Here is a 23,138-nt window from a genome sequence, read left to right as displayed (position 1 = left end):
TATATTAAATCATAAAAAAAGAGCTCCTATTCAATAAACATTGCTTAGGAGCTCACAAAATATATCGTAATTAGTGTTAAAAATCTCTTAAGTCCACTACTGGATCAAGTTTATTAAAATCATCACTTTGAATCATTTTAATCAGCTTCTTAGCTGTATTCTCCGGTGAACTTAGCATACCTTCCTTTTTATACTCTATAAACCGTTCAATCAACTCAAAATCCTGTTTATCACTTTGGCGAATTCTCTCCTGCATACCTGTATCGATAATTCCAGGGGCTACGGAAATGACATTAACTCCATTTGGTACCCTTTTTTGTTCCTCGTAAACTACTCTAGTATAATGATCAAGACCTGCTTTACCTGCACAATAACTGCTCCATCCGGAATATGGATGACGTCCTGCTCCCGAAGAAATATTGATTACTTTCTTAGGAATCGAATTGTTATGTAATTGTTTGATAAATGCGGAGGTTAATACCATTGGAGCCGTTAAATTCACCGCTATGCTTTTAATGATGGCTTCAGGGTAGTTATTTTCAGTAGGTCCAATCGGATCGATGACCCCTGCATTATTAACCAACGTAACGGATTGAGGCTGATCTGGGATAAGACGGATCATTTTTTTCATTATTTCCTCTATACCGTCACTCATCGCCAAGTCATATTCAAGAAAATCCAACTTACAGTTACTTTCTTTTGCCATTTGCAAAAGTTCCTTATTTTTCGTTCTTGCTACACACACAATTAAGTGGTTCTCTTGCAGTAATTCCTTACATAGCGCAAAGCCGATTCCTTTTGAAGCACCAGTAACAAAAAACACATGCATGTTGATCTCTCCCGATTAATTATTCTGCTGATTTCTCTAACCCTACAGTATCCCAATTGATAACACCTTCAAGAAAAATAGATATAAGTACTCCCATAATAAATCCATTGCTGATAAGAGGTTGAATTACCGCTGGAAAATTACTGAAAAGTTCTGTACCCACCGTCATCAAACATACGCCAATAAGGACAGGTGCCGCAATTCGATGAATTGTAATTGAGTTAAATGAATATCCTCCTAAACTTTTTAAAGACGTTCCAAACAACTGAAGATACGCTACAAAAAGGACCGCATTTCCTACAGTGATAGGCAATGTCGCAAGTAATGAAGAAAAATACGGAAGAATTCCAAGCAAAGAAATAAGTGCTCCACCAATAATAAAAGGCTTCTTTTTAAAAATTTGAGTACTCTCCAAAAAGCCGATTGATGATGCAAATGGTGCGTACGAAACAAGTCCAAATAACGATGCCGCAAAAGTGTATAGACCCGTCAAAATATAAGAATTACGATATTGGCTCATTTTCGGCTTTTCATTCATTAACTTAGATGCAGCTTGTATAGAGGTAATGGTATTAATTAAGTTGATTAGACAGCCTAAAAATGTTATCGCAATAATTCCAATTTCTAAATTGGGCTTCCCTAGAGGAAATAAGGTAAAAAGATGAGTAGTCCCTGAGTTTACCTGTTGCTCAGTCGGGAAAAGCAAACTATACAAAATCCAACCGCCAATCATTCCTATTAATATTGAAAAATTTCCAACCGTTTTATTTCCTTTTACTTTTATAAGGGCCACTATTATCGCAACACAAAAAGAAAATAAAGTGATAGGCAAATTCAATGTTCCGTCATGATTTACCTTCAACATTCCTTTAAAAAATACAAATACAAGTTGAAAAGTAAGCAGGAATAAATAAACACTTAATACCATCGGACTGAATACCTTTTGAATAAATGGAATGAGTTTAAAAGCAACAATAAGAAGGGTTGCTGCGCCAGCTAGCAGCATTCCAGTCGCAATTCCTCCACCTACTTCTGTTAAACTTAACCCGAGAACTGGAGCAGATAAGCTTAAATTCAAAAGCATTCCCCAAATAACACCAGACGGTCCTTCCATCAAGGGATAGCGATGTCCCCAAAGCCCCTGCAACATACACGCTATTCCTGTTACAATTAACGACGTTCTAAGAATGGAAGCAATATCCGCAGACGTAAGCTCAAAGGCAAAGCCTATAGATACAGGAACGACAACGATATTGGCAAAAATAAAAAATAACCATTGTAAGGAAGCGAACATGGTTGTTAATGAAGATAATTTACGCATTGATTCCCCTCTTTCCTTCATGTTCATCGCTGATGTAACATCGTATTTTACATTTTATCATTTATTACGGTAGGACTTAAAATGTATGAACTGATTTTAGTAAAAAATGTATTTTACATAAATTTACTGTAAAAAAATTTAACAGAATAAAATGAAGGTATTTTTTTAATAGAAAACACCTGATTTTAGTTATCAGATTACTAATGTTGGGACAAGAATTTAGTTAGCAGTCCTTGCAATAATTGTATTCCTTTCATAACATTTATCAGTTCTCTTATGAGAGGACGTTTTCCATTTTGGAAAATCTTCATGAAAAACTACACCTTTATGAAGGTCAGTTGATCCGATTTCGAAATGAAGACGGTAAGTGGAGTATAGGAAAAATCGTAAAGGTTAGAGATGATGGTTTAGAGATTTCTGAAATAAGCTCTAATCCTTTTGGAGGATATGGTTTAGGGTTTTTCGGAGGTGGTGCATTTTTCGGAGCACAATTCTTTGTTCCTTTCGGCTTTGGATTCTTTGATTTCTTTTTTTGGTGAGATTAAGGGCAGCACTTTTAGTGACTGCCCTTTTTCCATTACCCTAAAAAGTAATTCTAGTTAACAAAATTCTTCTTATTCCTCTAAAATATCAGCAAAATATCGCATGAAAATTACCTCAAAATTTGTAAATGGTAGAATCGTTGAACTTCTACCTTCTTTCTTTTCCCATAAATTGCTGCACGACTTTACTAATTGAATTGTCTCCTCACACCATTTAATATATTGTAATTCTTGTTCGTATCCCCGTTTTAAAACTACAGAGCTCATTAAAATCCTTGCTTTCATCACATTCCTTTCTTTTATGCTTTTCAATCTTTCTGACATAATTTTCTTCATCTTTTCTAATCTTTGTGTTCGCTCTTTTTTATACATATTAAGTTTGAATAATACTTCGTCAACTGGAATATTGTCCATAAAGAATGTTTCCATTAGGAAAGCATCTTTAAGTTTCGGAGCTTCAATAGGAGCTAATAACCAATTCATCAGCTCTTCTTTACCTTTTTCAGTAATTGTATATATTTTTTTATCTGGTTTTCCTTCCTGGGCAATATATTTGCTATTAATTAACTTTTCTTTTTCAAGCTTATTTAATTCTGGATAGATTTGTGATAAATGAGAATGCCAGAAAATACTCATGAGATCATCGAATTCCTTCTTAATGTCATATCCACTAGCTTCCCACTCGCTCAACAATCCAAGTATTCCAAAACGCAATGACATAACCTTCATCCTTTCAACTTCTGTCTATTCTCACACGGCTTCATTAAGATTTATCCCTTCTTCCTGACCCTTACCCAGCTTAGGAGTAAAATAGATTCCTAAAATCCCTATTATAAATAAGATTAACGAGATAACTAAGATAGTTTGTAAAACACTGATTTTATTTAATAATAGACCCGCCAAGATTATTCCCGGCAATGCCATTGAACTAGTTATCATATTGTACAAACTAAAGGTCCTCGTATAATTTTCACTTGAAATAACATCTTGCAAATATGTAATGAATGTTACATTAAAACAACCTAGCGCAATTCCCTGGAGAAAGAAAAATGGAAGAATTAAAACCCAGTTTGTAATAAAATAAAGACTGCCTACGCTAAAGCTTAATGCAAATAATGGTGGAATCATAAGCCATTTTCTTTCAGTTTTTTTATAAATTTTAGGAACAATAATAGCCCCAATTGCTATCCCAAGCACCGACGCCGTTCCAATAAAACTTAAATTTTCAACTCCAACTTTTAGTATATCACTCAAAAATGAAATTAAGATTAAATCAACCGACATAGCAAACAACATGGCCAGTGCTAAGAAAAGAAATAATGCCTTTAATTGAGGTTGATTAACAATATACTGTACGCCTTCCATTATTAATTTCCATTGTTTTTGTTTTTCATTTTGCTCCATCTTTACCATCGGTTTTATATTTTTTATAAAAAGTAATGAAATAAAAACAAATCCTATAGAGACGATTACTAATGATGTTGGTGCAAATGAAGCTTTTATCATAGAAGCAGTAAATATTTGTCCAAGTATTTTTACAGCAGTATATCCTAGCTGCAATAAACTATTAGCCTTTGGACGATCCTCATTTCCTACAATATATGGTAAAAGTGCTTGATTAGCAGGTAAAAAAAATAATCCTAAAATACTTATTGCAATCAATAAGAGATAAGCCATCTTATATGATAAATGTGGAATAAATAATAAGAAGAGAATCATCAGAATAATTTGCACTAAATTTGAATACAGCATAACTTTTTGTAATGTTTTATTATTGATCCATGCACCAATCGGTAAGGCAAAAAGAAAAACGGGGAGATAAAAAGCAATATAAAACAGTGTAAAATCGTTACTGGACGTAGAATGAATCTCTAACCATTTTAACAAGGAAAAAAATAGAACTGAATCTGCAAATATACAAAGAACTCTTCCGACAAATAAATTTCGAAACGCACTATTTTCTTTAAGTAACAAAATAACAACTTCCTCTCAGGATATATTCGTTACTTATAGTGTAACTCTTTGTTTTTTATATGTAAATATTTATATATAATTTTTTATATATAAGATGCCGAAAAAATTCCTTTTTCAGATTTCCATGATAAAACTAAAAAAACACAATCCAATAAATGATTGTGTCAGTTGATTAACCCCATTTCTCCGAAATAATACATATTTACAAGTTATTTTTAAAGGGCTTGAGCTTGAGGTCCAGGTATAATATCTGGATCATTTATTTGTCCATCAATTAGATCATTGTCAATAATAACAGTTAAATTATTGATATTTGAAAAAAGTCCAGCCTGGTTACCCGCTCCGTTATTCGTTTTTCTATGGGATGACCAACCAGCTAGCTGGTTTTGACCAAATGAAACGGCGCTATTAGTGTTTAGCATACCTATATTAACTGCTCCAACTGCTACAGGAATAGCCAAGAAAAACACCCCAGTTCCCAAATTTTTTAGCCAATATTGCCGATTTCATTTAAAAATTGCATCAACAACATCATTATCAATAATGATATTTGTATTTAACTTATACTGTGTCAAACCTGTAGCCTTCCCATTGGACTCATTATGTTTTCCATGTGAACTCCAATAGTTTAATATGTTCTCCCCAATTGAAATAGCAGCATTTGTAAATAAAGAATTTACGTTTATTTGTTCAACGTCTATTTTGCCTATTTCTCGCCTTTTTTTCACAGGTCCTACAGTATCATTTTTCCCAGTATCGATTTCACATATTTCATCATTTTTTACTTCTTTATTGGCATGTAAATGTTTTAAAAAATTTTTTTCTACAGGAAAATCAACTAAATCATTATCAAATACTACATTAACATTTCGATAAGCCTGCGAAGAATTTAAAGAACCAAACCCATTGTTATTTTTTGAAAATGATGACCAATTATTTACATTATTTATTCCAATAAAAATACCTGAAGTCGTGTCAACACTTTGAACAGTTATTCCATTTATGATAAAATTATTACTCATCATTAGCCCCCTGTCTAAATCCTATTTATTATTACGACCTTTGGGACTAGTAACGTAAAATAATTATCCCGTTCTCTTAATAACAAAGTATGAATGAAGTATCTTCATCGTTCATTATTTTCAAGAATTGCGTTGAACCAGCACATTTATCCTTCAGCTTTTTAGATTATTGTTTGATATTTGTTGTTCTGAGAGGTTCTCTGTTTGTGCAACTCCAACATTAACTTTGGGCATGATTTCCTTTAAAACTCTAGAAACTAAATCATTAATAACGCTTGTAAAATCTTCCTCTGTCATTTCACGCATATCCTCATTTTCTTCATCATTATGTTCGTTTTCTTCTTCGTATTCGATGTTATCTATTTCCTCGTCGTCATACATGCCTATCTTTTCAAGTTCATCAATAAATTCCAATTCATCATCAATATTTATAAAAGCATCGTCCCCCTCTTCCTCAACAACATCTGCAGTTTCCAAATAAGCGTCTACTTTGGAAAAAACCAAATCCTTTATCTCATTAATCCATATTGCGTCTTCATCGTCCGTATTATGGAACATATCAAAAAGTGATTTGTCACTTAATAAAGTTTTTATTCCATCAAGTGTATTATGACTCCCATTGACAGAGCCAAACCCTTGATTATGTTTTTTGAAACTCGTAAAACCTGTTGGGTGATTGCTCCCAATATTTACACATGAAGCACTTTCGACAACATGTATAGTAAAGTTCTTGATAAAAAAATTGGGAGATAAGCTGTTAGCCATGTATGCCCCCCCTATTTTTGTTCTTCCAGGTCCATTTTTTGATTCTTATATTCCATTTTTTGTACAACATGTCTATTTTTTGATGAGTTGTTGTAATTACCTAACATTGATCCAAAACCTTCATTTATATTTTTATAACACGTCCAACCAACTTGTAAATTTTCTCCAGAAAATACACCCGAAGAATGGTTTATATTTCCTACATTTAAATTCTTTAAGTTAATCTTCAATTCAGCTTCCTCCTAATCATAAAAGGAGTAACAAACTAATTATAGATAAATATATTCTCAAATATTTAATCTATGAAAATGAATTACTCTTAATGTTTGTGTACATGCAAATTGAATCCCTTACAAGGGAAGAAGTGAATCGATAACAATGACAGATTACATTATTCATTGGAACCCAATAAAATAAAATGAATAAAATAAAGTGATGAGCATGTTAGAACTAGGGGGATATACCGTGGACAAAATGTTAGAGGAATTTTTCAGCCGTAATTTTGGGGCTAAAGGGATGACCAATCCATTTAATAATGATGCTTTTACAAATTATATATCTGAACAAATAAAAAATGCGCTCCCTAATAATATGAATTGGCTTCAAGGAAATGGGGAAATGCAAAATAATCCATCGGATCTTACCTTTCAACAACAGCCAGGAGATCATACATTTTCTTCATCGAACAACCAAAGTAAAGAAATGAATTATCATGTTTTTGAAATGCATGAATTTTTAATTGTAAGAATTCAATTTTCAAATACAGATCCATATACAAGAAGAAAAATATTGTTAAATAGCTATGAACTTTTACTAATTGAAGAGGGAAGAGAAAAACCATCACTCTCTATCTCTTTACCAAAGCAAGTTTCACCAAAGAAAACAAAGTTAACTATGTTAGATGGAATATTGGAAATCCAAATGCTGAAAAAAAGTCCCGAAGATTATAGTGAATTCGAGATTATATAATTTATATGATAGGTTCTCATTTTCGGCATAACTATTCAATTCATATAGTTATGCCATCTCGTTTAATCTGAATTAGAATTATATATGACTATTTATTTATTTCTTTTTTCTTGCTGAATCAGTCTCTAAAACGGTATTGTGGTTAATTGTAATTTTTGGAATATTATCCTTATCAGAAACTTTTTTAGAAATAGCTAGAGATTGCTCAGGTTTAAGCACTGATTCGGAGCTGGCGAAAATTTCTTCTGACAAGGAAGTAGTTTGAGGATTTTTTGCAATGTTTTTTTCTTCACTAGATTCCTTTTCTTTGGATGGATGCAATGCATCTTTTTCTTTCAAAACATTTTTTACCCTTTTTCCCGTTTTTTTATGTTTAGGGGCTTTCTTAAAAACTTGTTCTAATTTTTTTTCCATTTTTTCTGCCTTCTCAGAATATGTTTGTACATTAATGTTATTACTAGAATTTTCTTTTGATTTCGGATTTTCATCCTCATTATTCTTTTTTTCTTTAACTTTTAAGCCGGACGGCTTTATTTTGTTATTTTTACCTTCCACGCTTACTCCGAAATTATTGCCTAAGTTTAAGGCCCCGCTTACTTCTTTTACGTCTATCTTATCAAAAATAAATTCCAATGCATCCAATACAGGTCCTTGGAATTCCAATTTTTCAATATTTATAAAATAAACCACTCCGTCCTTTGACATTTTATCAAGAAGTGAAGATAGTTTTTCAACCTGACTTTGTAATTTTTTTAACTTCTCTTCATCATTCATAGATACTCCCCTCCCACACCCCTTGCCAAAAAACCCGTCCCTTATGAATATGATAAATTGAGTTCATTTATTAAATTAAATTATTCTTTATAGATACCTAGATCTATATAGTATGCTTGGCATCGGTAGGAGTATCGATTAGATCATTATCAAAGACAACATTCATATTTTTATTTACTTTATTATTTAGCCCACCTAAAGTTCCGAATCCAGAATTTATAGTTCCATGTGAAATCCAAGTCAATTGGATATTTTTTCCGCAAAAAATACCAGATGAATTTGAAACTGTACCCGCACTTAAATTTTCTAGTTTTATCTTAGCTTTTAAAGCGTTCGCTTCTTTTTCAGATTGCATCGCTGAGTCACCTTGTTTCGTTTTTATCAGTTTTCCCCCTCCTTTCAATATGCTATGAAATGCCTTTAGACATGTTAGACAGTGTTGCAGATATCGAAAATCTTCCCCATCTATATCAGATTCAGTCTATGTAAATAGCCCATTTTAAGTGAAATATATATTTCAAAAATCAATTGCATTTTCTGATTCTACATTAAGAAATAACAAAAAAGACACATTCTAAAAAAGAATATGTCATTTTACTTAATGATCCGAGAGGGATTCGAGCACCCGACCTCATCCTGTAGTTTCCCTAAAACCATTTTTTTATACTGCATAAATTAATTCCATTAAGTCAAGGCTCAGATGATTATTTATGCAAGTTGAAATTGTTATTTCCAATGTCCTAGAAAATCTGATCAATTTTAGTGAAATCTTCATCAAAAATATTATAGAGGTTCCATATTCGAAAGTTTACGCGAAGGCACTTATCCATGGGTAAAGGGGTATTATGGAGAAATAAGATTTAGTATTTGGGTTTAACAAGTAGCAGATGAAGACTAATCTGTTTATTAACAATAAAGTTGCTATATTACTAATAAAATTGTTACGTTTACAATAAAGGTGTTTAAAAATTCTAGTCATATATTCCATTAAGGATCAGATTCTGGAACGTAAGTGTCAAATAATGCCCACCTAGTTGTGAGGTGGGATTTCTTGCATGATATTTAGATATACAAGGAAGTAGCTAATCGAGAGTATTGGACGCGTACTTTCAATTCAATCCAAGTTCTTTCTGCTTAGCGGTGACAGCCTTCATCAGTTCCTCATCATTGACAATGGTGACATCCACGTCCCACTGTTCGCCCTGAGGCAGATCAAACTGGAATTTCTCTGCATACGTCGCCGGACGGTTCATCATATACTCCACGATTTCTTGTTTGATAAACTCCCTTGCTTCTTCCGGTGTTCTTTTGCCTGTCACGATATCATGCATCATGTTGATGGAAAGAGTATTTGCACCTTCATTATCACAATGGACCGATACTTCGCCTTTCGTTCGGTCGATCACTAGACTGCCTTCCAACTGGGCCACGAGTCCCGCTTTGTCAGCAGGCACATGATAATCAATGAATTGTTGGAGCACATCGGTATGCGGTTCCGGGAAATCATGTGGCACTTCATCACGGAATGCGATCGTCCGTTTCCACTGTCCGTTATTAAACCAGATAAGGTAACTCGCTGTTGCTTCATTCGGCGGGCCATAGAAATTAATGGTGTTTTCTGCAGCCATCTTGGACGTTGCGGGCCATTCCTCGATGATACCTTTCACTGAATCTAAATCAATAAAGTTAGTAGTCTCCCTTTCTTCTCTTCCGTTCACATGTAATTTCTTGTTGCCAGCCATGGCGATTGCAGCCAATTCCAAGCGGGCTTCGCCAGGTGCCTGTTCTGCTGCTGTCTTTTCCAGATCTTTTGCCATCGTATCGTCCTCCTTAACTATGGATTATGGCCTTACGCTCTCCTCTACCCTGCCAGGCTTTCTCATAAACTTTGAGAACACCTGTCGGCGTATGTTTCTATTTTATTCGAATATATTAACAATAGGCGATTACCTATCCCTCTTTGTTCATGGTCACATACACTACTTTTGAAGGAATTAAGGAGGGATATAAAAATGGAAAGACAAAGCTTTGGAAGTTCTGGCCAAGGCATGGGCTATAGCGGTTTCCCTAGCCAAGGTATGGGCTACGGCGGTTTCCCTAGCCAAGGCATGGGTTACGGCGGTTTCCCTGGCCAAGGCATGGGTTATGGCGGTTTCCCTGGCCAAGGCATGGGTTATGGCGGTTTCCCTGGCCAAGGCATGGGTTACGGCGGTTTCCCTGGCCAAGGCATGGGTTACGGCGGTTTCCCTGGCCAAGGCATGGGTTACGGCGGTTTCCCTGGCCAAGGTATGGGTTACGGCGGTTTCCCTGGCCAAGGTATGGGTTACGGCGGTTTCCCTAGCCAAGGTATGGGGTATGGCGGGTATCCTAGATAGTTCTTGTCATCCTTTGTTAAAATAGAGACTGCATAAAAACTCCAATTTTTTAGGTAATCAGCGCTTCTTCAAAAGCCGAAAAAGTGGATTCTTCAACGATATATATAAAACTGCATAAACGACAAAAAATGGAAGAGCCAAACTATTGATAATACTTGTTTGGCTCTTTGCTTATTTTCGAAAATGAGTAGTTATGTTATTAGATATGTAATAGGGGTAGTACCAGCAAAGCTGACACCATGCGCAATAAGAGGACGTCAAGATTACAAATAATTGTTGTTGCATTCAATTGCTCCCTTTAATTCAAATAGTAGTGTAAGTTTTGAACATGCAAGAATAGGGATAAAGTTGATATTTACATACACTCAAATCAGGAAATGCAAAGAAAAAAGGGACGCCAGATTCGATAAAAAAATTTTGGACCTAATGGATGAATAAGAAGGTAAATAAACAATGGAGTGGAGAGCCTTCAGCAATGAGATAGTGCAAGAATAATTATTCAAAATAAAATGACAATCATTTTAAAAATAGAAAAACGCCAATCCCTTGTTACATAAAGGATTAACGCTTCATTAATATGGGTGATCTGAGAGGATTCGAACCCCCGCCCCATCCTGTCAAGGTGAAAAAACAAATAACTTGCTGTCATCTCTAGTTAACGATAATGCCTGTAAAACCTTATATATTAAGGAATTGCAAACTTTTTTGTATTCTAGCTTTATCTTTAGTGTTCTTAAATCATTTAGTGTTTCATGCCAATTTCATGCCATAAAAAATAACCATCTCTCAGTAAGTACAGGCTTATTGGGTAATTACTTTTACCAAATTCATGCTGGCGATACTTCTGACAGCTATAGATATATATGAGTGGCATTAAAAATTGTCTTTGGAAACAAAGATGTGCAGATACAATTATAACAGGTCATCCCGCTGTTAGAAAACTTCATGATGCAAAACTATGGGATAACCAAGTATGGGCATGGTGTTTTTGAAATGCTGGAAAATATGAATCTGAACTCAACTATTGAGCATGCAGAAATATAAGGCTGACCTATAAAGCCCTATCCAAATTAGAGGATAAGAAAATGAGAAGTTGGAAATTGGGTGGATAGAAATTTGCAGCACTCATATTGCTTGCTGTGACTATTTAGGGCGCTCACATTGAAAGGAATGGAAAAAATGAACTCCATCATCAATAGTACCAGGTGTAAAAGAAGAAATATTTTGTCCGAAATTCCCACCATCTTCTTTTGCGGATTGTGCTAAGAGAGCAGTTCCTTGACCAAAACCCTTACAACCACTACTTTCAGCAGCAAATGCAGAACCCCCAAACGCCAGCATTAACGCAGACAGCATCAAACCAGCCAAAAGTTTTTTCATCCAAACACCTCCTTTATTCTTTTTTGGGAAAAAATATCTCTAATAAGAATTATAGACCATGACTAACTGTATGAATATATTTTCCCCGCGACAAATATAGACATAATCGAGAACTATTGGTAATTTTTTCCTGTAACAATTATCCGATCCTTCTAATGACATCTATGTATTTTGCTAACGTATTACTGTTTAATATTGAATTAATAAAGAAAAATGTAGCAAAAAAAGCAACACTTTCAAAAGAAAATAAACGAGAAATAAATGTATGGAATGAAGAAGAAGTAAATCGTTTTTTAAAGAATGCAAAAGAGGATAGATTATTTGAGTTCTTTTTTTAGCTTTAATGACAGGAATGAGAAAAGGTGAATTATTAGCATTACGTAGGACGGATTTTAAAAATTAAAAGACTATCAATAAATCAAAATTTAACACAAAGCAAAAGAGAAATAATGGTGCTAAAACAAAAACAAGTAATAGAACCATTCAATTATCTGATTCGACTATTTAAGTACTCAAATCTCACAAAGCTCTAATGGCGGAGGAAAAACTTATTCAAGGTAAGTGGTTATCAAGACCAAGACCTTGTTTTCTGGCACGCCAATAACTGTTTCCAACCTAAGGAACAGAGTTTTTAATAAACTCATAGAAAAAGCAAATATACCTTAAATTAGATTGCATGAACTTAGACATACACACGCAACTCTTCTATTATCACAAGGGATTAATACCAAAGTTATTTCTGAACGTTTAAGCAGTAAGGTAGGTACTACTCTGGATATTTATAGTCACGTTTTACCTACAATGCAAAAAGAAGCTGTTGAAAAATTAGATGACCTAATAGGTTTATAAGGAATCCTTGTACTGTTTTGTAAAATTATACACCATCGTTACTTTTTTAGATAATAAAAGACGCTACTCTTTAAAGTAGCGTCTTTTAATGATGATCCGAGAGGGATTCGAACCCCCGACCCCATCCCTGTCAAAGTAGCGTTTCGGTTTCTTAAGTAATCTCATGTAACCTTGGAAAGCCTTGTGTTTTCCGTGTTTCAGGCATATTTTAATGTCCCAATTTCCCACCTAATCTCATCACTTTACGCCTTTTTATATCTTTTACCCCTCCATAATCCCACCGAATTTTTATGAGTACAACTTCTGAATCCTATTAATTATGCAAAACAATAAATTCATAAAATTTTTCAAGATTAATGGGGAGAACTTCAGTATTATAAATATGCATTGCGTAAATATGATGTATCTCTTTTTCAAGTTCATTAAATTCGAAAGGAAATGGCTCAATTCTCGACTGCCTAGATAATCCACTATTTGAATTATGTAACGTTACCCATTCACCATATAAATCATCTTTATTTTCTAATAATAAGATATTAAAGCCTGTATTATCTGAGCACTTAAGATAGCCCCAAGCCAGTATCTTTTTATCTCTTAATGCTGGTCTTACAATTTGTTTATATTTACGTGAACGATCGAATTGGGAGGGTACTTCCCGTACAAAATCATCATCAAACAATGCTTTAAGGTGAATGGTCAAAGTTTTACCAGAGACTAGATGAATTTTTGTATGGAAATCATTTGATCCTACCTGAGCAAATGAGGTCATTTTAATTTGACCACTAGTATATTTCTTATTAAATTCAGATATAAATTCATTTATTGGAAGATAAATTTCATTTTCATATTGAAAATGTATTGTATTTATATAATGGGCTTTCTCTTGCCTTTCTTGTTCTTTCTTTAATTCTTCCTCCCGAATTGAAGAGTCTCTCTGTAACCGTATATTGACCATATTTTCAACAATGGATGAATTTTTTGTCAATGGCTCATTATCTATAAGAAGGTCGTTCCTGATTTCTTCCCATGTTTTATACCTTTTTAGCGTACTCTTTTCAATCATTTTCATAATTACTTGTGCCATTGTATTTGTCAAAGCCGGATTTATCGTCTGTGGAGACGGCGGGTTCTTAAATGAATGGGCATTTATCCAATCCTGTACCTCTGCATGAGCAGGAAGGTTAAATGGGTGTTGTAGAGTAGCCATTTCATAAAAGGTAATACCCATTGAGTAAATATCCATTTGTATTGTATTTTTTTCTCTTTTCCATCCTTCAGGGGCCATATACCTAATATGCCCGAACCCCTTAAATGTCAATTGTCTAGTTCCGTCATGAACTATTTTTGATAATCCGAAATCAGATATCTTAATGGTCCCATTATTTAAAAGAATATTGTCAGGTTTAATATCTCTATGTATTAGGACACTATTGATGTGTTCCATCCCACTAATTAATTGGTGAAAATAATCATTTAGATTTTCATTAGATAAAAATTTATTTTTTTCAATTGCTTTCCTAATAATATTAAGAATCGTTCCCCCGTTAGCATAATCCATAATAATATACGGTGGTAATTGAGGATAATCATTCCCGTCATGGACAAAAATATAATTTACTGCATTTTCATGCGATACCTTTACGGCCATGGTGCTTTCATTTTGAAAACTTTGAAGTTGCTCACTACTTGGAAAATTTGAAGGCAAAGTTTTTAATGCCCAAATACTTTTATCAGTTTCCTTCTCAATATTGTAAACATAACCGAAACTTCCATTTCCAATTGAATCTATTACCCTAAAACTATTTCCTTCACCGTCGTAAACAATAGAGTTTGGCTGTATTATCATGCTATTTCCCCCAGTGGTTGTATAATTTATTAAGTGACAATCACTCTACTTACCAAATAAAAAATTAATATCTATTTTCCTCGGTATTACTATTGCTTTCTGCAAGTATTCTTGCTTATTCTTATTTCCAGATAACTCACATATACAATCTTTTATAAGTTCTTTATATTTCTCTAGATTATCTTGGTCAAAATATAAATTGGCGATACAAATTAATAATGATACTTCGATTGTTGACGGTAGACTAATATTTTTAACTAAATATCTTTTCTTAAGATACCTCTTAAAAATAGTTTCACAATCTGTTGCACTCCATATCCAATAATCGTCATTAAATAATGCCAAAACCATATTTTCAATATTACAATGTGTCAACAATTCCTTGTTTTGTCTAATTACTTTTTCATAATTATCTCTCTTATCTTCTTTAAGATAAAAATCATTTAATATTATATAGAAAGAAAACATTAAATGTTTTTCTGGCTTTTTAGAAGAATTAATACTTTCTTCAATTAATTCTAAAACACTATTCATATCTGGTAATTTATAATCACCTGAATAAAGTGAGGTTACCGTAAGGTTAAGAAGTGCTTCTAAAGATTTAATTGGTCCATAACTTTCCTTACTTCCAATCCAATACTCTGGTGATAAGTATAAATTTATAGAACCGGGTAGATCTCCATTCCAGTCATATTCTTCTTTTTCTATAGTCTGTTGCTTGTATATAAAATTTTTTATTGTGTGCAAAGTCAAACGAACTAATCCACTATATGTCAAATACACATTATGTTCCCAAGTAAAAACCTCACCATTACTTAAATCTGGAAATGTTAGATGCTTCAGTAATGGCTTTAATTCATGTACATATTTTGACCGCATGTCATAAGAATTAAATAGAACTTGGTCTAATTCTGATTTTTTTAGAGGTCTATTTATATCCACAGCTTCTTCTACAAAGTAACTGTCATTTACATTGTCTTTTATAAATTCTATAAATCTCTTCTGTAATTTTAAGAAGGAATTTTGTAAGAGTACGCTTTTTATTTGTTGAACCGGCCCTTCCTCTATACCTTCAAAAATTTCTTCTAAACCTACCCTAATATTATGACTGTAATCTTCCCATTGGGGCTCATATTCATCAAAGTTTTGCGAAAAGGATTCCAGACAATAAACTAAAGATGCGTATGATGCTTCAATGTTTGTATTAAGGTTTATAAATGAATTAAAAAAGTTATAAAATCCATTAATTACAGCCTTGTAAGTTTCTCTGTTAAGGCCGATGATACTTTTGACTAATTCTATAAAAGAGTTAACTTCTTCTTGATTACCATTAATTTTGGAATCAAAAAATCTATTCAAAAATTTTGATGGTTGATATCTCTCTGTAAAATGACTAGAGCTTGTTCTACATAATCTTTCAACTTCATCTTTATCCGTAGAAAATATTGCTTGCAACCCAAAACTACATAGCAGCATAAACTGCTGTACAATTTCCGGATCACCAACTCTTACCAAGTTAAATCCTGAATGCATATCCTTTTCTATTTGATTATTGTAATGAAAAATATAAGTGTTTATTTCACTCCTATTGTCAATAGGTTCTAATGTTCCAATACATGTTTCAATCTTTAACGGCCAATAGTAGTTTGAGTATAAAACAGCCTTACATGGTGTTGAATAAACTGTATCACTATTAAAAAATTTACCCGAAATAATCTGTAACATGTAATACTCCTTCTGTAATGTACTTTTGTTTACTACCATTATGAATAATATGGAAATAAAGTTCAATCCAATTATGTTTGTTTATTTAATAGAATAATAAAAAAAGACTGCACATTATAATGCAATCTCTTCTCCCTTTGTCAGCCATTTCAAAAACACTGACTTATAAACCCTTAGTTGTTTACCCACTTTGACAACATGAAACTGACCACTATTCATTAACTCGTAGGCAGTAGTTTGCCCAATATTTAAAATGTCCTCTAAATCCTTTACAGTCAATACTAATGGAATTTCGTTTTCATTTTTATACATACTATCAACCTCCTAAATGGAGGCCAGACGTATGATGAATTGTGTTGTGAAAAATATGCTCTGAATTGTGTTATAAATGCTGACCTTTACTTATTTTTAATTATAATTAAAACTTCCAAATCATATTTGAACAATGTAGAAAATCACTGTTTACCTTTGTTTTTATCTGACCCTAAAATGGAAACCTTGAGACAGTTCCACGACTTAACACTTTCACAAAATCAGCATCTACCGTTAGGACGTCCTTAACAACAGGCAGCATTATGACAAAATATATTATGACATCTGGGTCTTCCGGGTCAAATAGTTCCGATAAAACATAAATAAGTTCGCCTTCCTCCAGCCAAACGTCAATGCCTTTAATTTTTTCTTCAAAACCCTCTTTAATTTTTCCAATATGGAATTTGTTCATTTCATAGTACATTAGAATTCCTCCCTTTTTATTGGAAGGGATATGGTATGATTACATATTATATTGGCACCCTTTCATATATTTTTTTGTTATTTTTTAATACGTATGGCGAAACATTGAGAATGTTATTTATTACTATTCCTCATTGAAATGCGGGAATCTCATAACATTCCCATGATTTTTCACATTGACGAAATCTGAGTTTATCCTTAGCACTTCCTTACTAGTAGGCTTCATTATTGCGTACCATAAGATACAATCAGAATCTTCTTCGTCAAATATCTCAGCAAGAACATATACAAGTTCTCCTTCGTCAAACCAAACTTCTTGTCCCCCCACCTTTATTCCAAAACCGCCAGTAATTTCTCCTTTATGATAACTTCTCATTTTTTTATTCATTAAAATTCCTCCTTTTTTATAAGAAGGGATAAGATTTTTATATTGCCTCACCCTTGTCTTTAATTTTTCAAAGCATTTTTTCCGAATCTAATATCGAAAGGTCTATAAGCGTTATTCCCTTCTCTTTAAATATTTTCAAAAGGCAATGAAGTTCCTCAATATCCCTACTCAATTCAAAGAGGTGATGAACAACAATACAATCTGTTTCACCCTTCATAATATAATCAATAAGCATACCTCCACCTATTCTCATTACCAAAGGTGATAGACCACTTGAGCCTCTGTCAACAATAATCTCTTCTATTAATATTGATCGGGTTGTACAATACCTTGAAATCCTCTCTTGCTTTAATCGAACAATATTTTCCACATCTGTTTCTAATGATGCAGTTCTAATGTAGCCTACTGCTAGTTTTAATTGTCTGAACATTTAATCATCCTCCCTTTCGTCATAAAGGGATGTGTTGTAAAGTAATAATATGAATGCCCCCTCTTAATTTGGTTACTTTTATTTCCATATCCGATAACTACTTTCTATTTCACCTTTTGGTGAATTTAAATTTTTGTAGGCCTTCTATTTCCTTTTCGAGTTCATCTCTTAGCCTAAGGTCCATAACTGGCCTTATTTTTTCCCACATGAGCAACTCAACAACTTCGATATTATGCTTTGAAAAGAAGGCTTTTAATTGCTCCCATTCCTCTTCCTCAACACAATCTGTTAAATCGTTTATTAGGAAAAAATCAATTGAATCTGAATTCTTTTCAATGAAGTTCATCATTTCTTTTCCTGCAGAACCCTTTCTGATTGGGTTGTGAAACTTGTAATCTACGATATCCTCAAATAAATTGAGGAGATTGATTTCATAGACCCTGCAAAAATCATGGATTTTATCTTTAAGTCTTTTTCCATGATCAAAACTTGATTGTTGTGTTGCTGTCATTACATAAGCAATTGCATTACTCATTTTGCCACCATCTTTCTTTGTATGCTTCTAGAAATGTCCGTCACTAAAAGTTTCCCAAAGCATACGAGAGTAATAAATCAATGTCATTGCGCCTTGTTAAATCATTGTGCATTTGAATCTGAGCAATTCTTGGTTCTTTTTGGGAAAAGCAAACATACTCATAAACTTTTACTAAATCCCCCATTTTGAACACATAACAACATAACATTGGACAAACTTTTCATGACAAATTTGTGGTACGGATGATTCACCTAATCCCTTTTGACAGTTACATATCCAATAACTTTTTTCATATACCCTCACCACGGTTTATAATTTCAATAAGTTCGTTCAAATGATTATCTAATGGTCCAACATTCTTCCAACGTATTTCCTCTGAATACATAGGCTTATCATGAACTAGAAAAACATTAATACCTAGTTCCTGACTGACGAATGTGATTAATTCTTCAGATGCAAAAGATTCTAGTGTAATAGGGTTATTAATATCATCATCAATAAAGAAGAACCCAATGCATTCCGTTTTCTCTTCCTTACAATGTTTTTTTACCTCATCACATAGTGAGCCTATTAGTTCATTATCGGATTTCTTGAAGTCAGCCAAGACATATCCCACTGCCTTTTTCATTTGATCTCCTCCTTGTATAAATTCTTATTTTATCGCTCTTACCCAAGCCGTCTGAGTAAGAGCTATATAATTGATAGTTTTCTTAAAGTTTTCTTCTACTTCCACTTCACAATGGGTTAACCTTGTGGTAGTATATGTGTAACCAACGTATTACTAATTTGATAATGTTTTTATAGATACTGCAAATATCTATATAATTTCGAGATGACCGTCTGGTGACATGATCATATAATGTCCCAGAGAAAAGTTTATGAGATAATCATACTTATCCTTTACTCTTAAGAGATTGAGAAATTCTTTAGTAGGCTGAGGTGCATTCGCATCAGTAAACCTATCCTCATAAACCTTTACTAGTTTTAGATTTCTTTCTTTACAAACCTTTTCAAATCCTTTAAGGACTTTTTTATAATGCTCATGGTTACTTTCAGCAAATTCTTTTTCAACTAAAACGTAGCCAAATGCTTTTGATTTTTTGTACACATGCATCTCCTCCTTTTTATGGTATTCTACATCCTTAAATAGTTTTTTAAATATCAACCTTTGGATTCATTTGTGAAGTGAATTTCAATTTCGTTGATTTTTTTATGTTTTTTTAACCATTCGTACGCTTGATCATTGTTTAGAAGAATAAGAGTTTCAATCCTCCAAGTTGAATTCCCACTTGATTGACTGTACTTTGTCTTTGCACCACCTTGCGCATGTGCAAAGAATTGACCAGCATTAGTTAAATATAAATCCTCAAATACATATCTAAAATCACTACTAGGTAACCCATTACTATACTCAGCAATAAATGTTGCTTTCTTTGTTTCGTAAATTTTCCCCTTAATAATTTCTCTCATTTTTTTATACACCTCCAATCTTGAAAACTACCTTTTAACAAACCTATAATTTTTGTTTGCTACGGTTGATAAGGAGTATATTACACCTTTTTATTGTTGACAACCCTCGATAATTGTTCGTAGATAAAAATTGGAAATATAAATATTACCATTCCGAATTGAAAATCCATACATATCAACACTTTTATTTTTTTAAAACTTTTTTTAAAAATTTTTTTCCTTCTTGTGCTATTTCGTAGATAAAAATTTGCGCATTATATACATATCCCCCGGCATATTGTTAAATTTGCGACATCAATTTCATAAAGTATCTAACACACCCATCATAATTTGTCATCCATAAATAATTAAGACGCCCCCATGGGTAAACACTTCAATGGATTTAAGCGAGTTTATAAGTATGCCTCCTGTTTTAAGTTGGTATATTGGATTAGAGGATAATGCTCCTTTTCACATTGATGAAGCGGATATACCATTTACTTAATTGAATAGCCACTTAGAAAACGCCCAACTAATTGAAGCTGGGCGTTTTCTAATTTTGACTATTTCATTATTTCTTGTATTTCATTTTGAGAAAAAGATTTGTAATCAGCGCCTAGAACCGGTAAATTACTAAGAATAAGCACTTTGACCGGATATCTATTGACACGTGCCCGTCCTATCGCTTGTATCAATTGACTTTCTATCAGGTAAAACTGAATTTCCCTCAATAAAGACTCACCATTATATGTAGTAAAGTAAAATCGCAAACCATTCCGTTCAACTTGTCTATATTCCATACGGCTTTCTTCCAAACCCATGCGAAAGCCTAGACAAACACCTATTAACAAGTATGCAATAGGATTAATATGTGGTGTACCAATAACCGTAATATTCTTACCTTTCATTGAATCAATTCCTTCAGTATTTCCGAAATAAAGGTTTTCTTCTCTTTCAATTTGGAAGAAATCTTTATATGAAATAATTTCGCTGCAGGGATTATATCGTTGTATAAGATTTTCTGCCAATTTTATTAAGTCTTTTTCATTCTCTTTTATCGTGTACCTGCTAAAACTTTTAGATGTAACTTGTAGTATACTACCCTTTGGCTTTACTTCACCTAAATCATAAAATTGGACATTGTTTCCAAATGCAAGTTTGGAAATTTGTTCATTCGCAGTGGCGCTTAATATAATTATTTTTCTATTTTCAGGAAGCTGGTTCCTGTTTATAAAATAAACCCACTCTTTATCATTTACTCTCTTTTTTATAAAATAATCGCAATTCAAAAATCCTAATATATCAGAATGAATATTTGAATCTTCAATAACGGTATGTTCCATTTCTTTAACTGAAGGAAGCAGAAATGAGGAACGCTCATGTACTACATCTGACGGAGCATCAATTATCATCTTTTGTAGTGCCATGATTACATCTTTATTATCTTGATTTTCCTGTAGTTTTGTAAAAGCATAAACTAAATCGGATTGCCTCATTTGGGAAATAGGAAACAATGAAGGAATTGGGTCTTCATCGAAAATAATGGTTGAATTTGAATCATCATTAGTGTAAATTGCCCTTTGGTGTGTTGTAAGGAGGATCCCACCTTTAGTTTTCTTAATTTTTTCCAACTCCTCAAGGAACATTCTGACTTCATCATTTTCTAATGATAATTTACGCAAATATTTATTAACAGCCTTATATGCACCAATATTGTATAAATGTTCTACTTTATCTCTAAAATGGGCTTCAAGTGTTGGTAATTCCGGAACTTTAAAGTGCTGAACATTTTGCTCTTTAAGTCGTAGAGAGACTTCATCCTTCAATTTGTGAGTAGGAAATGCAACGCTGAAAGTATAATTCTTGGCACTATTGATTATCAATTCCGTTTTTCCAATACCTGTTGGAGCCTTAATGACATAAACTCCCTTCTCATTATTCCTTAGAAGTTCCCCACACAGATCCTCCAAATTTTTATATACTTCATCAACTTCTTGAAAATGTAACTGATTTAGAACTTGAACACTTCCACGCGGTAATTTTCCCTGTTCAATCATGTTTTTGGTATGAGTACATTCATTAGCAAATGGACAAAATGATTCACACCTAGACGGAAGATAGTTCATTTTCTTAATTTGGTTCAACATCAATGACCAATCTTCTTTCTTCTGAAGATACTCACTTCTTGAATTGATAATCTCAACAACTTTAGACTTGCCACCTTCAATGTTAAGTAGGTTAGTCATTAAACCAAACATTTCATGATGGTATAACCAATATTCTCCAGAAACTGCCTCACGATAAAGTTTACATCTATCCTCCAACGTTCCGAATGGAAAGTTCCGAATTAACTTCACGTTTTCTTCCTGCAATAAACCGTTAGAATATTCGCTATTGAATTTTGAATCTTTTTCAAATACTAAATAGTAATCACTATGACTAATTTCTGCACGCGTCCTATAGTAATTAATAGGGTTAGTGCGGTTTTTATTCAACGAGACATAAATTGAACTATTCCCTTCTGGTGCAACACTATCATTAATGACTTTATAGTAGGGATAACCCTTGTATAAACTAAGATTAGTTACCTCACAGAACTTCTTTATTTCCCTTGATGAGTTTGTCCCTGTTTTTAACTTTATTACCACAGCATCTAAAAGTTGGGGAACTGTCAGCATAGAATTGCTAGTAAATTCAATTTTCTTTCCACCAAAAAAGAATCTTGCCTCATCATTTGCATTTGGATCTGCAGCAGGAAACAACGTGGTCAAACTTTTTTGTATTATTTTTCTTACTCTGGTATCTTGGATTTCTTCATTTAATAAAAAAACCATTCGAAATTTATGTTGGTTCTCTAAATGACTAAATGATGAGTAAATAAAAATTGGTTTAACATTTATATCTTCAGAATGTTTAATAGCCTCATCGATTCGTAATCCTCTGTCGATATCTATTGCAAATAATTGCTGACCAGCCCAATTATCATTCAACCTTTTTTCTGTTTGGAAGTAAGCAGGCGTAAATGATTGAGCATTTGGTAACGTAATAGATTTCATTAATTCTTCAATAGTAACCTCTACCCTTTGCTTTGCAATCCTAGAAGAGATATCTATAATATCCTCTTTCTTAGGCTTTTGTATAAATCCTTCCCAGTCTAAGCATACCTTAATTCTGTTCTTAAAAATTGTATCTTCCTTAACCATTGTGATCCCCCCTTTCTATAAGGAGGA

Annotated in this window: 27 protein-coding genes; 4 read left to right on the top strand and 23 right to left on the bottom strand. The window is 33.2% G+C overall.

Annotation, left to right across the window (positions count from 1 at the left end):
- Window positions 1-76: 76 nt before the first annotated feature.
- Together KHA97_RS01510 and KHA97_RS01505 are read right to left on the bottom strand one after the other, a co-directional pair.
- Entirely contained in the window at window positions 77-829 is a 753-nt protein-coding gene (locus KHA97_RS01510; RefSeq protein ID WP_213122989.1) for a (S)-benzoin forming benzil reductase, read from the bottom strand.
- Between the two features lie 19 nt (window positions 830-848).
- Window positions 849-2,150 (bottom strand): uracil/xanthine transporter, encoded by a 1,302-nt coding sequence (locus tag KHA97_RS01505; RefSeq protein WP_213122988.1) that lies wholly within the window; start codon window positions 2,148-2,150, stop codon window positions 849-851.
- Window positions 2,151-2,446: 296 nt separating this feature from the next.
- Here KHA97_RS01505 and KHA97_RS01500 point away from each other — a divergent pair, with 296 nt between their 5' ends.
- Window positions 2,447-2,689 (top strand): hypothetical protein, encoded by a 243-nt coding sequence (locus KHA97_RS01500; RefSeq protein ID WP_213122987.1) that lies wholly within the window; start codon window positions 2,447-2,449, stop codon window positions 2,687-2,689.
- A 75-nt stretch (window positions 2,690-2,764) separates the two neighbouring features.
- Here the strand turns inward: KHA97_RS01500 and KHA97_RS01495 are convergent, their stop codons facing one another.
- The 6 genes from KHA97_RS01495 to KHA97_RS01470 all read right to left on the bottom strand — a co-directional run bounded on the left by KHA97_RS01495 (window position 2,765) and on the right by KHA97_RS01470 (window position 6,683).
- Entirely contained in the window at window positions 2,765-3,412 is a 648-nt protein-coding gene (locus KHA97_RS01495; RefSeq protein ID WP_213122986.1) for a PadR family transcriptional regulator, read from the bottom strand.
- Window positions 3,413-3,442: 30 nt separating this feature from the next.
- A complete protein-coding gene (locus KHA97_RS01490) occupies window positions 3,443-4,666 on the bottom strand; it encodes an MFS transporter (protein WP_213122985.1) in 1,224 nt (407 codons plus the stop codon).
- Between the two features lie 215 nt (window positions 4,667-4,881).
- Complete coding sequence (locus tag KHA97_RS01485; protein ID WP_213122984.1) at window positions 4,882-5,127, bottom strand: hypothetical protein; 246 nt, start codon at window positions 5,125-5,127, stop codon at window positions 4,882-4,884.
- A gap of 45 nt (window positions 5,128-5,172) precedes the next feature.
- Window positions 5,173-5,688 carry a hypothetical protein gene (locus KHA97_RS01480; protein WP_213122983.1) on the bottom strand — a complete coding sequence of 172 codons (516 nt, stop codon included), beginning with the start codon at window positions 5,686-5,688 and terminating at the stop codon, window positions 5,173-5,175.
- 153 nt (window positions 5,689-5,841) lie between these two features.
- A complete protein-coding gene (locus KHA97_RS01475) occupies window positions 5,842-6,453 on the bottom strand; it encodes a hypothetical protein (RefSeq protein ID WP_213122982.1) in 612 nt (203 codons plus the stop codon).
- A gap of 11 nt (window positions 6,454-6,464) precedes the next feature.
- On the bottom strand, window positions 6,465-6,683 hold the full coding sequence (locus KHA97_RS01470) for a hypothetical protein (RefSeq protein ID WP_213122981.1): 219 nt from the start codon (window positions 6,681-6,683) through the stop codon (window positions 6,465-6,467).
- A gap of 235 nt (window positions 6,684-6,918) precedes the next feature.
- On the opposite strand from KHA97_RS01470, the gene KHA97_RS01465 reads away from it, so the two are divergent.
- The gene (locus tag KHA97_RS01465) at window positions 6,919-7,422 is read left to right on the top strand and encodes a hypothetical protein (RefSeq protein WP_213122980.1); all 504 of its coding nucleotides are present in this window, start codon (window positions 6,919-6,921) and stop codon (window positions 7,420-7,422) included.
- Between the two features lie 96 nt (window positions 7,423-7,518).
- On the opposite strand, the gene KHA97_RS01460 is transcribed toward KHA97_RS01465, so the two are convergent.
- The 3 genes from KHA97_RS01460 to KHA97_RS01450 form a co-directional block, all read right to left on the bottom strand.
- Window positions 7,519-8,196: a hypothetical protein gene (locus KHA97_RS01460; RefSeq protein WP_213122979.1), complete on the bottom strand. Its 678-nt coding sequence runs from the start codon at window positions 8,194-8,196 to the stop codon at window positions 7,519-7,521.
- Window positions 8,197-8,299: 103 nt separating this feature from the next.
- Entirely contained in the window at window positions 8,300-8,551 is a 252-nt protein-coding gene (locus tag KHA97_RS01455) for a hypothetical protein (protein WP_213122978.1), read from the bottom strand.
- A gap of 754 nt (window positions 8,552-9,305) precedes the next feature.
- Window positions 9,306-10,013, bottom strand: coding sequence for a hypothetical protein (locus KHA97_RS01450; RefSeq protein ID WP_213122977.1), 708 nt, complete (start codon window positions 10,011-10,013; stop codon window positions 9,306-9,308).
- Between the two features lie 195 nt (window positions 10,014-10,208).
- Here KHA97_RS01450 and KHA97_RS01445 point away from each other — a divergent pair, with 195 nt between their 5' ends.
- A complete protein-coding gene (locus KHA97_RS01445; RefSeq protein WP_213122976.1) occupies window positions 10,209-10,571 on the top strand; it encodes a hypothetical protein in 363 nt (120 codons plus the stop codon).
- A 1,143-nt stretch (window positions 10,572-11,714) separates the two neighbouring features.
- Here KHA97_RS01445 and KHA97_RS01440 read toward each other — a convergent pair.
- Complete coding sequence (locus KHA97_RS01440; RefSeq protein ID WP_213122975.1) at window positions 11,715-11,951, bottom strand: hypothetical protein; 237 nt, start codon at window positions 11,949-11,951, stop codon at window positions 11,715-11,717.
- 155 nt (window positions 11,952-12,106) lie between these two features.
- Between KHA97_RS01440 and KHA97_RS01435 the strand changes: the two genes are divergently transcribed.
- Complete coding sequence (locus KHA97_RS01435; protein ID WP_233713272.1) at window positions 12,107-12,289, top strand: DNA integration/recombination/inversion protein; 183 nt, start codon at window positions 12,107-12,109, stop codon at window positions 12,287-12,289.
- 824 nt (window positions 12,290-13,113) lie between these two features.
- Here KHA97_RS01435 and KHA97_RS01430 read toward each other — a convergent pair.
- The 11 genes from KHA97_RS01430 to KHA97_RS01380 form a co-directional block, all read right to left on the bottom strand.
- A complete protein-coding gene (locus tag KHA97_RS01430; protein ID WP_066290034.1) occupies window positions 13,114-14,646 on the bottom strand; it encodes a serine/threonine-protein kinase in 1,533 nt (510 codons plus the stop codon).
- A gap of 45 nt (window positions 14,647-14,691) precedes the next feature.
- On the bottom strand, window positions 14,692-16,371 hold the full coding sequence (locus KHA97_RS01425) for a hypothetical protein (RefSeq protein WP_213122974.1): 1,680 nt from the start codon (window positions 16,369-16,371) through the stop codon (window positions 14,692-14,694).
- Between the two features lie 114 nt (window positions 16,372-16,485).
- A complete protein-coding gene (locus KHA97_RS01420) occupies window positions 16,486-16,683 on the bottom strand; it encodes a helix-turn-helix domain-containing protein (protein WP_066294715.1) in 198 nt (65 codons plus the stop codon).
- Window positions 16,684-16,855: 172 nt separating this feature from the next.
- Window positions 16,856-17,107, bottom strand: coding sequence for a hypothetical protein (locus KHA97_RS01415; RefSeq protein WP_066294716.1), 252 nt, complete (start codon window positions 17,105-17,107; stop codon window positions 16,856-16,858).
- Between the two features lie 123 nt (window positions 17,108-17,230).
- Entirely contained in the window at window positions 17,231-17,494 is a 264-nt protein-coding gene (locus tag KHA97_RS01410) for a hypothetical protein (protein ID WP_066294717.1), read from the bottom strand.
- Window positions 17,495-17,561: 67 nt separating this feature from the next.
- A complete protein-coding gene (locus KHA97_RS01405) occupies window positions 17,562-17,924 on the bottom strand; it encodes a recombinase family protein (protein WP_066294721.1) in 363 nt (120 codons plus the stop codon).
- A 109-nt stretch (window positions 17,925-18,033) separates the two neighbouring features.
- Window positions 18,034-18,459: a hypothetical protein gene (locus KHA97_RS01400; protein WP_066294722.1), complete on the bottom strand. Its 426-nt coding sequence runs from the start codon at window positions 18,457-18,459 to the stop codon at window positions 18,034-18,036.
- 289 nt (window positions 18,460-18,748) lie between these two features.
- Entirely contained in the window at window positions 18,749-19,087 is a 339-nt protein-coding gene (locus KHA97_RS01395) for a hypothetical protein (protein ID WP_066294726.1), read from the bottom strand.
- 189 nt (window positions 19,088-19,276) lie between these two features.
- The gene (locus KHA97_RS01390) at window positions 19,277-19,567 is read right to left on the bottom strand and encodes a hypothetical protein (RefSeq protein ID WP_066294727.1); all 291 of its coding nucleotides are present in this window, start codon (window positions 19,565-19,567) and stop codon (window positions 19,277-19,279) included.
- 53 nt (window positions 19,568-19,620) lie between these two features.
- A complete protein-coding gene (locus tag KHA97_RS01385; RefSeq protein ID WP_066294732.1) occupies window positions 19,621-19,929 on the bottom strand; it encodes a hypothetical protein in 309 nt (102 codons plus the stop codon).
- A 542-nt stretch (window positions 19,930-20,471) separates the two neighbouring features.
- Window positions 20,472-23,111 carry a hypothetical protein gene (locus KHA97_RS01380; RefSeq protein WP_066294734.1) on the bottom strand — a complete coding sequence of 880 codons (2,640 nt, stop codon included), beginning with the start codon at window positions 23,109-23,111 and terminating at the stop codon, window positions 20,472-20,474.
- Window positions 23,112-23,138 lie beyond the last annotated feature (27 nt).

It is taken from the genome of Lederbergia citri, from assembly GCF_018343625.1.
Taxonomy (GTDB): domain Bacteria; phylum Bacillota; class Bacilli; order Bacillales; family Bacillaceae_C; genus Lederbergia; species Lederbergia citri.
Note: the sequence above shows the minus strand (reverse complement) of the source record. Positions and strands in the feature narration are given on the sequence as shown.